Genomic DNA, 9,227 nt, shown 5'->3' with positions numbered 1-9,227 from the left:
CGAGCTCGTCGAGCGCCGCCGCGTCGGTACTGTTGCGCCGCAATTCGACGATCATCAGCATGCCCTTGGCGTCGCATATGTCGAGCAGAGCGGCCGACGGCGGGTTGTGCGAACTGCGCCAGGCGTTGCAGCCCATCGATTGCAATTGCTCGACCCGCCAGGCGTTGAGGCGGTCGGGAATGCCGGTGCCGACGCCGGCATGATCCTGATGGTTGCAGGTCCCAAGCAGTTTGACCGGCTTTTCGTTGAGGAAGAAGCCATGGTCGGGATCGAACCGGATCGCGCGGATGCCGAACGGTGTCTCGATCCGGTCGAGGATCGCTCCGTCCTCGCGCAACTCGGTCACGAGCCGATAGAGCTGGGGCGTTTCCAGCGACCACAAGGCCGGATCGGCTAGCGTCAGGCTGGCTTCGTGGTTCGTCGTGGCATGCGGCGCCAGATCGATCGCGGCGTCCGGAAAAGTCGCGACGGTCCGGCCGTCCGGCGCTACCACCGACCGCCGCACCGAAATCCGGCCAGGCGTTTCGCGGCGGCTCGCGAGATCGGTCGAGACCGCGATCTCGGCCACACCGCGCACGGGCGTGGCGCGGACGACGCTGCCCCATTGCGGAACGTGGATCGCATCGGCCTTCACCATCGTGACGTGGCGATAGAGGCCCGCGCCTTCGTAAAACCAGCCCTCGCCGTCGGTCGCATCGACCCGCAAGGTGAGGACGTTGGGCCCGCCGCGATAATCGAGGAAGTTGGTGATATCGACCTGGAAGGGCGCGTAGCCGCTCATGCTGCCGCCGACGATGCAGCCGTTCACCATCACCAGGCAGTTGCGGAACACCCCGTCGAATTCGAGCCAGATGCTGCGGCCGTGATCGGTCTTGTCGATCAGCAGCGGACGGCGATACCAGCCGATGCTGTTTTCGGGAAAGTCGCGCCCGACCGCCTTGAAGCCATGGCCGGCGACCCGGTCCCGGATCACGCGGTCAGCGGGTGGTGGCTCCTTCGGCTCGGCGAAGGGAAGCGCCGCGACCCAGTCGTGCGGAACTCGTATTTGTGCCCAGTCGTGGTCGTCGAAATCGGTGCCGCCTGCCTCGGGCGTCGCCTCGCCGACCTTGGAAAAGGTCCGCTGGTAGATCCCGAAATTGAAGTCCTTGGCCATGTCGGAGGCGTGGCCAAGATGGAATTTCCAGCCCTCCTCCAGTCGGGCAGTCTGGCGAGGATGCTCGCCAACAATGTCTTTTGCAGCGAGATGGGTCGAAATTGCCGGCAGCGCCGCGCCGGCCACGCCGGATCCGATGAATTGACGGCGGTTCACCGGACAGCGCTTGCGCGCGGGTAGATGACAGCATCGGCGGGACGGGCAGTGTGATGTCCGGTCGCCGGTTCCCGGTCCCCCTCCATCTCCCGGATTGCGGTGTCGAGGCGTTTTGCGCACGTGCAGAGCACCTGCCTGGCGTGCAACAACCTGTCCGACGCATAGTGCCTGTCGGGCAGAAAGGGGATCGTCAGCGCGGCGATCAGTTGGTTATCGAGGCGCACGGGGACGGATATGTCGGTGACACTTCCGATTGCCGGGTTAGGGGCAATCGCGAATCCCTGCATCCTCGTCACGACAAGTTCTCTCCTCATGGTCGGAACCTTGGCCGGAACCACCCTGCGATCGGACTGGTAGGCCAGAAGGATCGCACCGGTCGCCGAATTTGCAAGTGGAACGCGCATGCCAGACTCGGCCGTCAGACCGAGATATTCGGGGCTGGACGCATAGGCTATGATGATCGCGTCCTTATCGGCAAGCGTTGCCAGATAGCAGCTCTGGCCCGTCGCGTGCGCGATGTCTTTCATCGCCAACCGGGCCAGCTCGATAGGTTCGTGCAATGGCTGTGAAATACAAACTTGGAAAAGGCGTCCCGTCGCCCGGTACCCGGCGCGGCTCACCGAGACATAGCCTTCTTCCTCGAGAACCTGGAGCACACGAAACAGTTCGCCGGTCGACCTGTCCGTAGCCTGACAAAGCGCCGTCAGGGACAGGGATCGACGCGCGGATGCGAGAGCCTCCAGAATCTCAAGACCCCGCTGCAACCCGGGCGCACGATATTTTCCAGCCGTAGCCATATGTGAAACACATATTGCAATCTGTGCTCAGATGGAATAGATATTATATATTCGGTGGGATGCTGTTTTGCTTTGCGATGCAGCTTTCTAAGAAACGAACGAAAAGGGGAGGGCGGACGTGAAAAAATTCTATGGGGCGTCGAGGGGAAGTCTGGCGATTGCGCTGATAACGGTGGCCATTCCTGGCACTGCCATCGCCCAGCAGACGCAGGCACCCGCGGCGGCAGGCGCGGACGCGTCGTCGAACACGGCGGACGAGATCGTGATCTCGGGCTATCGTGCAAGCCTTAAGCTGGCCGAGGATTACAAGCGCAAGGCGGTTGGATCCCAGGACAACATTCTCGCGTCCGACATCGCATCTTTCCCTGACCTCAATCTCGCCGAGTCGCTGCAACGCGTTCCCGGTATCGTCATCACCCGCGACTCGGGTGAAGGGCGTCAGATCACGCTGCGCGGGCTTGGAGCCGATTTCACGCGCGTCCAGCTGAATGGCATGGAGGTGCTGGGCAACACGGCGTCGGGCATGGACAACCGTGGCGCGGTCAGCCGCTCGCGTTCGTTCGATTTCAGCCTGTTCGCGTCCGAATTGTTCAACCGCGTGTCGGTCGAGAAATCCTATTCGGCGGATCAGGACGAAGGCGGCATCGCCGGTACGGTCGATCTGTATACCGCCAAGCCGTTCGATTATTCGGGCGCCAAGTTCGTGGTTTCGGCCAAGGGGCAGACCAACACCAATACGAAGGGGGCGACCCCGCGTGTGGTCGCGCTGGCGTCGGACCGTTGGGGTGATTTCGGTGCCCTCGTGTCGGTCGCGTACGGCCAGATCAAGAGCAACGAATATGGCTACCGCAACTGGGGCTGGGGCGTCGTCAAATATAACCCCGCCAACATCGGTCCGAACATCGATGCGGCCACGCGTTCCAAGCTGCTGGCCGGCGTCGTTGCGCCGCAGGCGGAATCGCCATCGACCTGGTGGACCGACCGTCGCCGTCTGGGCATCACCAGCGCGCTCCAATATCATGGCGATACCGTCAAGATCGACCTCGACATGCTCTATGGCCGGATGTGGGATCAGCGCGACGACTGGGCGCTGGCGGCAGCCGGATCCAACGCGCTGACAGGCAGCCCGATCGGCGGAACCCAGGTCATCCAATCAGCGGTGATCGACAGCACCAACACGCTGCGCGCAGCCAGCTACACCGGCATCGACCAGCGGTCGGAGCACCATATCGTCAAGAACCACACCGATTTCTATCAGGCCGCGCTCAACGGTTCGTGGCAGGCGACCGACAAGCTGAAGTTCACCGCACTAGGCGGCTTCGAGGAGTCGAAATTCCGTCAGCCCGAATTCGACAAGGTGTTCCTGGAATCCAAGAATCACGCCTTCAGCTTCGACGACCAGCCCAGCGAGCCGGTCAACACCTATGGCTTCGATATCGCCAATCCGGCGAACTGGCAGCTGATGCGCCTGGATACCCAGGAAAACGCCATCACCAACAAGTACAAGAATGCGAAACTGGCAGCGACCTACGCGTTCAACGAAACGTCGAATGTCGAAGTCGGCGGAGAATATAAGAACTTCATCGACGAGGCCTATCAGTACAACAACAAGGTTTTCCATAACGTCCCGACCGACACGGTCATCCCGGACAGCCTGAAATATGTGATCGATAAGGACTCGCAGATTCAGTACGTCGGCGGCAACATCGACGGGATCTACTCGTTGATCGGGGACCCGAGGAATCTGGGTCCGGCCAATCTTCAGGCCGGCAGCGACTATCGCGTTCACGAGACGACCTGGAGCGGCTTCGCGCAGTATAATCTCGACACTTATATCGGCGGGATGCAGTTCCGCGCGAATGCGGGCGTTCGATATTTCGACACCGAACTGGTCTCGTCGGGCCATCTCGCCACGTCGGCTGGCCTGACGCCGGTTTCGGTCACCACGCGCGTCCATGGCTGGTTGCCTGCGGCCAACGCGGCGCTCAACCTCGACAAGAATCTCATTCTGCGTCTGAGCGCGAGCCGGAACGTGAATCGTCCAGGTCTTGGCGACCTTGCCGCGGCCGGTTCGATCACGACCCGTCCGAACGGCGGCAGCGTCAGCTTCGGCAACCCGAACCTGAAGCCCTACAAGGCCACCTCGATCGAGACCTCACTCGAATATTATATGGGCAAGGGCTTCGCCTCGATCGGCGGTTTCTACAAGAAGATGGACAGCTTCGTAACGTCGAAGAGCTTTCAGGAGCCTTATGGCCAGATCGGCTTGCCGCTCTCGCTGCTCATTCCGGGCGAGGATGCGACTACGCTGTTCGACGTGAGCCAGCCGGTCAATGGCAAGGGCGCCGACATCAAGGGCATCGAAGTGGCGTTCCAGCATGACTTCGATTTCCTGCCCGGCGTGCTCAAGCATCTGGGCATCAACGCGAATGGCACCTACTTCAGCGGCCATCAGACGGTTAACATCAACAGCGTCAACTATCAGGTGAGCCTGTTCAACCTGTCCAAGTGGGCTGCCAATGCCACCCTCTATTACGATACGGACAAGTGGGGCGCCCGCATCTCCACCGCTTATCGCAGCAAGTATCTGATTGGTGCAGGCGGCGGTCCCAACATCGGCGATGGCATCAAGAGCGGCAACAACGTCGATGCGCAGGCGCACTTCAGCATCAACAAGCACTTCAGGCTTGTCGCCGAAGCGATCAACCTGACCAATCAGCCGATCGTCCAAGCGGCCGACATCGGTGCGCAGCGTACCGAAGTCTATACGAAGAGCGGCCGCACCTTCACCTTCGGCTTCAGCGCCGATTTCTGATACCTTCCCTACTGGGCGCCGCTTCCGTTTTCGGGAGCGGCGCCCTTTTTGTTTCTGCCGCGCGCGCTTAGCCTCCGCGGCCCGGTGAACCGATCGATTGCTGCAGGAGTGCGGGTGGATGGCTGAGGACGACGACGGCACAGCGATCGAGCGGCCCGACAATCCCGGCCGCCGTCTGCTGCTTGGCGGCATGGTGGCCGCCGGACTCGCTGCCGGCGCCACCGGCGAAGCAGCACGACGCAGCCGGCACGACGCGCATCCGCTTGGGCCGGCTGACACAGCGCTCCGTGCGCATATCGACACTGTGGTCGTGATCTATGCGGAAAATCGCAGCTTCAATAACCTGTTCGCCGACTTTCCCGGCCTGCTCCGCCCGCTGTCGGCGGTTCCGCGCTCCGCTTATCTCCAGCGCGATCGCGACGGCAGCCTGTTGCCGATGCTGCCGAAGATCTGGGAGGGGCTGGTTCCGACCAAGCAGGTCGTCGAACATCGTGAATATCAGATCGGCCCGGACGATCTGCCCAGCCTGCCGAATGCGCCGTTCGCGCTGACCACGCCCGAGGGCGATCCCTTGCCCCATGGGCTGGTGACGCGCGACCTGACCCATGCCTTTTACAACAACCAGTTGCAGATCAACGGCGGCCGCAATGACGGTTTCGTCGCGTGGGGCGACAGCGGCGCGCTCGTCATGGGCCATTATGGCGACACGTCGGCGAACCTGCGCCTCCACCAGATCGCGCGCGAATTCACGCTGTGCGACAATTTCTTCATGGGTGCGTTCGGCGGCTCCTACCTCAACCATCAATATCTGATCGCGGCACGGCCGCCTTACTATCCCGATGCCGACAAGGGGCCGGCGCGGGACAGCATCGTCCAGCTCGAGGGCAACGACCCCAGGGGGATCAAGCCGAAGCAGCGGGCCAATTCGCCCGCGAGCGCGCTCGCCGGACCGGTGCGGTTCGTGTCCGACACGCTGACGCCCGATTTCTGGGCGGTCAACACGATGCTGCCGCCTTATGCGCCGACCTACGATGCCGATCCCGACCGGCCGGCCTATGCCGATCTCGCAAGCGCGCGTGCTCTGGTGCCGCAGCGCCACTCCACGATCGGCGATATGCTGTCGGCGCGCGACGTCGATTGGGCCTGGTATGCCGGCGGCTGGGGCGCAGCGCTGGCCGGGCACGCGGGCGACGCCGAATTCCCGTCGCGCCCGAATTTTCAGCCGCACCACCAGCCGTTCAATTATTTCGCCCGCTTCGAGCCGGGCACCGCCGATCGCGCGCGTTATCTGCGCGATGCGGGCACGGGCGAAACGCCACGCACCAACCTGTTTCTCGCCGACGCAGCGGCGGGCCGGCTGCCGCCGGTCGCATTCTACAAGCCCCAGGGCAATCTCAACATGCATGCCGGCTATTCGGACGTCGATGCCGGCGACCGCCATATCGCGAAGGTGATCGACGCGCTGCGCAAGAGCCCGCAATGGAGCAAGATGCTGGTGGTCGTCGCGTTCGACGAGAATGGCGGCTGGTGGGATCATGTCCCGCCGCCCAAGGGCGATCGTTGGGGTCCGGGCACGCGCATTCCCGCGATCGTCATCTCGCCCCACGCCCGCCATGGCGAGGTCGATCACACGATCTATGACACCGGATCGATCGCGCGTTTCATCACGCGCCGCTGGGGGCTGGAGAAGCTGCCCGGCCTGATCGAACGCGAACGCGCGATGATCGCGGCCGGCGGGCCGCCGCCGGGTGACCTTACCGGCGCCCTGCGCTTCACCTGAAACGAAAAGGGGCGGCTCGCGCCGCCCCTTGAGCATCAGGCGTCGGTGTAGGACGGCGGACGATCCGCCTTGGCCTTGCCGAAGTCGAGGTTGGGCTTGGCGCCCATGCGGAACACCAGCCGGCCGCCCTTGGCGAGTTCGGCATGGCTGATCCAGCTCTTGCTCCAGGGTTGGCCGTTCCACGTCACCGACTGGATATACAGGTTGGCGTCGCTGGTGCCGGGCGCTTCGATCGACAATTTGCGCCCGCCGCCGACGTCGATCGTGGCACGCGCAAACAAAGGCGAGGCGAAGACGTAATTGGCGCTGACCGGATCGACCGCATAGAGGCCGAGCGCGCTCATCAGGTACCAGGCGCTCATCTGCCCGCAATCCTCGTTGCCGGCGAGGCCGTCGGGCTTGTCGGCATACCATTGCCGCAGCAGCGATCGCACGCGGGCCTGCGTCTTATGCGCCGATCCGGTATAATTGTAGAGGAAGGCGATGTGGTGGCTGGGCTCGTTGCCCTGCGAATATTGCCCGACCAGCCCGGTCATATCGACCGGCATGCCCGGCGGCATCTCCGTCTCGGCGAACAACCGGTCGAGCTTGGCCTCGAACGCCGCCTCGCCGCCGAACATCTCCATATAATGATAGAGGTCGTGCTGGTTGAGGAAGGTCGCTTCCCAGGCGTTGCTCTCGGTGAAATCGCGCCAGCGCGAAACGTCATGGCCGATGAAGCGCGGATCGAACGGCTCGGCCCAGCGCCCGTTGGACAGGCGCGCGCGCATGAAGTTCGTCTTCTTGTCGAACAGGTTGGCGTAATTGCGCGAGCGCTCCCGCAATATCTTGGCGGAGGCGCTGTCGCCGGCGGCCTCGGCGATCGTGGCCATCGCCCAATCGTCATAGGCGATTTCCAGCGTCTTGCTCGCGGCCTCGCCGGCCAGATCGCTCGGGATATAGCCCTTGCCGCGATACCATTCGAGCTGGACGCCGCGTTCGCGGAACGCCTTCTTCTTGAAGACTGGCCAGGCGGCGGCATAGTCGACGCCCTTCGCGCCTTTGGCATAAGCTTCGGCGATCACCACCGCCGAATGCCAGCCGATCATGCAGCGCGTCTCGATCCCCTGCAGCGGCCAGATCGGCGGACCGAAAGGGCTTTCCTGCGCCATCCGCACGAGGCCGGAGACGAGCGATTCATTGCGCGCCGGCTGGACCAGGCTGAAGAAGGGATGGAGCGCGCGATACGTGTCCCACAGCGAATAGGTCGAATAATTCTCCTGGCCCTTGGCGAGGGTGTGGACCGCCGTGTCCATGCCGCGATAGCGCCCGTCCGCATCCGAGAAGATCGTGGGTGCCATCATCGTGTGATAATAGGATGTGTAGAAGGTCCGCGCGTCGCTCTCGCTTGCGCCGTCGATCTTCACCCGCCCAAGTTCGGTCTCCCACTGGCCGCGCGCGGCATTGTGGACCGCGTCGAAATCCCAGCCCGGCAGCTCGGCATCGAGGTTGCGCAGCGCGCCGTCGATGTCGACGCCCGACAGCGCGACCTTGACCAGCAACGGTTCCGACGCGGTGTCTGGGAAAGCCAGCACGCATTTGAGGTCGGCGCCCTTCAATTCCTTCGTGCCGGCCGGCAGCGGCTCATTGTTCGAGAAGAGGGTCGCTGTGGCGAACGGACGCGACAGGCGCATCGCGAAATGGATGACGCGGCCGATGCCCCAGATGTGCACCCGGCGCGATCCGACCAGCAGATCGGGCCCGGCGACGCGCAGCACGACATCGGTGATGTTGGGCTGCGTGTCGGGATCCTTCGCATCGCGCGCCGCGTGGCGCATATCGACCAGCACATGCGGCGTGGCCGCGCCCGCGGGAAAGCGATAGCGGTGCAGCCCGACGCGGCAGGTCGCGGTCAGTTCGACATCGATCCCGCTATCCTTGAGCAGCACCCGATAATAACCAGGCGAGGCGCGCTCGTCGGCATGGTCGAAGCGCTGGCGATAGCCGCCCTGCGGCTCCTCGAGCGATCCCGGTTCGAGCACGACCGGACCGGTGCGCGGCGCGACCAGCACGTCCATCAGATCGGCACAGCCCGTGCCGCTCAGATGGTTGTGGGAGAAGCCGAGCAAGGTGGGATCGTCGAGATGATAGCCCGAGCAGGCATCCCAGCGTGCGACGTCGGTATCGGGGCCGAGCTGGACCATGCCGAACGGCACGGTCGGGCCGGGATAGGTGTGGCCATGACCGCCGGTGCCGATGAAGGGATCGACGAAGCCGCACAGTCCACCCTGTGCCGCGTTGGCCGCGCGCGAGGCGGCCCGAACGGCCCCCGCGCCAGCGATCGCCATCGTTGCGGCAGCGCCTGCCAGAACGTCGCGTCTCGTTACCATATGCCCCTCCTAGGCTTGCAATGTTGTGCGGCGGCGCACCGGCTCAGCGCCGCGTCTTGGTATAAGTGTCGAAAGCGACGGCGGCGACGATGATGAAGCCGATCACCACCTGCTGCCAGTAGGATGAGACGTGCATGATCACGAGGCCGTTGCCCAT

Annotated in this window: 5 protein-coding genes; 2 read left to right on the top strand and 3 right to left on the bottom strand. The window is 63.5% G+C overall.

Annotated elements, in window-relative coordinates:
- Positions 1–1,309: sugar-binding domain-containing protein (locus VK533_RS07390; RefSeq protein WP_324376224.1), on the bottom strand; the 1,309-nt coding region annotated here is incomplete at its 3' end.
- Entirely contained in the window at positions 1,306–2,106 is an 801-nt protein-coding gene (locus VK533_RS07385) for an IclR family transcriptional regulator (RefSeq protein ID WP_324376223.1), read from the bottom strand. The genes VK533_RS07385 and VK533_RS07390, both read right to left, overlap by 4 nt.
- Before the next feature lie 118 nt (positions 2,107–2,224).
- Between VK533_RS07385 and VK533_RS07380 the strand changes: the two genes are divergently transcribed.
- Both VK533_RS07380 and acpA read left to right on the top strand, forming a co-directional pair.
- Positions 2,225–4,921 (top strand): TonB-dependent receptor, encoded by a 2,697-nt coding sequence (locus VK533_RS07380; RefSeq protein ID WP_324376222.1) that lies wholly within the window; start codon positions 2,225–2,227, stop codon positions 4,919–4,921.
- 118 nt (positions 4,922–5,039) lie between these two features.
- Positions 5,040–6,701, top strand: coding sequence for an acid phosphatase (gene acpA / locus VK533_RS07375; protein ID WP_324376221.1), 1,662 nt, complete (start codon positions 5,040–5,042; stop codon positions 6,699–6,701).
- Between the two features lie 35 nt (positions 6,702–6,736).
- On the opposite strand, the gene VK533_RS07370 is transcribed toward acpA, so the two are convergent.
- Positions 6,737–9,070, bottom strand: a complete 2,334-nt coding sequence (locus VK533_RS07370; RefSeq protein WP_324376220.1) for a GH92 family glycosyl hydrolase — start codon at positions 9,068–9,070, stop codon at positions 6,737–6,739.
- Positions 9,071–9,227: the final 157 nt, after the last annotated feature.

This window comes from Sphingomonas sp. (genome assembly GCF_035317925.1).
Classification (GTDB): Bacteria; Pseudomonadota; Alphaproteobacteria; order Sphingomonadales; family Sphingomonadaceae; genus Sphingomonas_I.
This window is presented reverse-complemented; position numbering and strand designations above follow the sequence as displayed.